At 69.9% G+C, this 528-nt stretch carries 1 protein-coding gene; it reads right to left on the bottom strand.

The features are described 5' to 3' along the window. Nucleotides 1-528, bottom strand: a 528-nt coding sequence (locus ACFO0G_RS19950; RefSeq protein ID WP_376979812.1) for an L-serine ammonia-lyase, iron-sulfur-dependent, subunit alpha, incomplete at both ends; no start/stop codon positions are given.

The raw sequence follows: 528 nt of genomic DNA, 5'->3' as shown, positions 1-528 counted from the left end.
CGCCGGCGGCGAGCAGGAACCGCACCACCACACCGTCCCGGTCAGCCTGGGTGGCCTGGTCCATGCCGGGGGCGAAGTGCAGCGCGTAGTACAGCACCGCGGGGATGATCCCGGCCGCCCCGTTCGTCGGCGCGGTGACCACCCGCCCGCCGGAAGCGTTCTCCTCGTTCACCGCCAACGCCACCAAGTTAACCCACTCCTGCCAATACCGTGGATCGTGCCGGCCCGCGTCCCAGGCCGCGTCCTGGTCCTCGCTGTTGTCCTGGTCCTCCAGGCCGTCGGCGCATTCCTTTTTCAGCCGGTCGTACCAGTCCGGGGCCCGGCGGCGGACCTTCAACCCGCCCGGCAGCACCCCGTCCCGCTTCAGGGACGTGGCCACGCAGTTTTCCATCACCGACCAGATCTGCAGCAGCCCGGCCCGGATCTCCCCCTCATCCCGGGAGGCCAGCTCGTTCCTGAACATCACATCGGCGATGCCCAGCCCGGTCACCGCGCAGTGCTCCAGCAACTCAGCGGCGGTCCGGAACG

This window comes from Arthrobacter sedimenti (assembly GCF_042652025.1).
Classification (GTDB): domain Bacteria; phylum Actinomycetota; class Actinomycetes; order Actinomycetales; family Micrococcaceae; genus Arthrobacter; species Arthrobacter sedimenti.
This window is presented reverse-complemented; position numbering and strand designations above follow the sequence as displayed.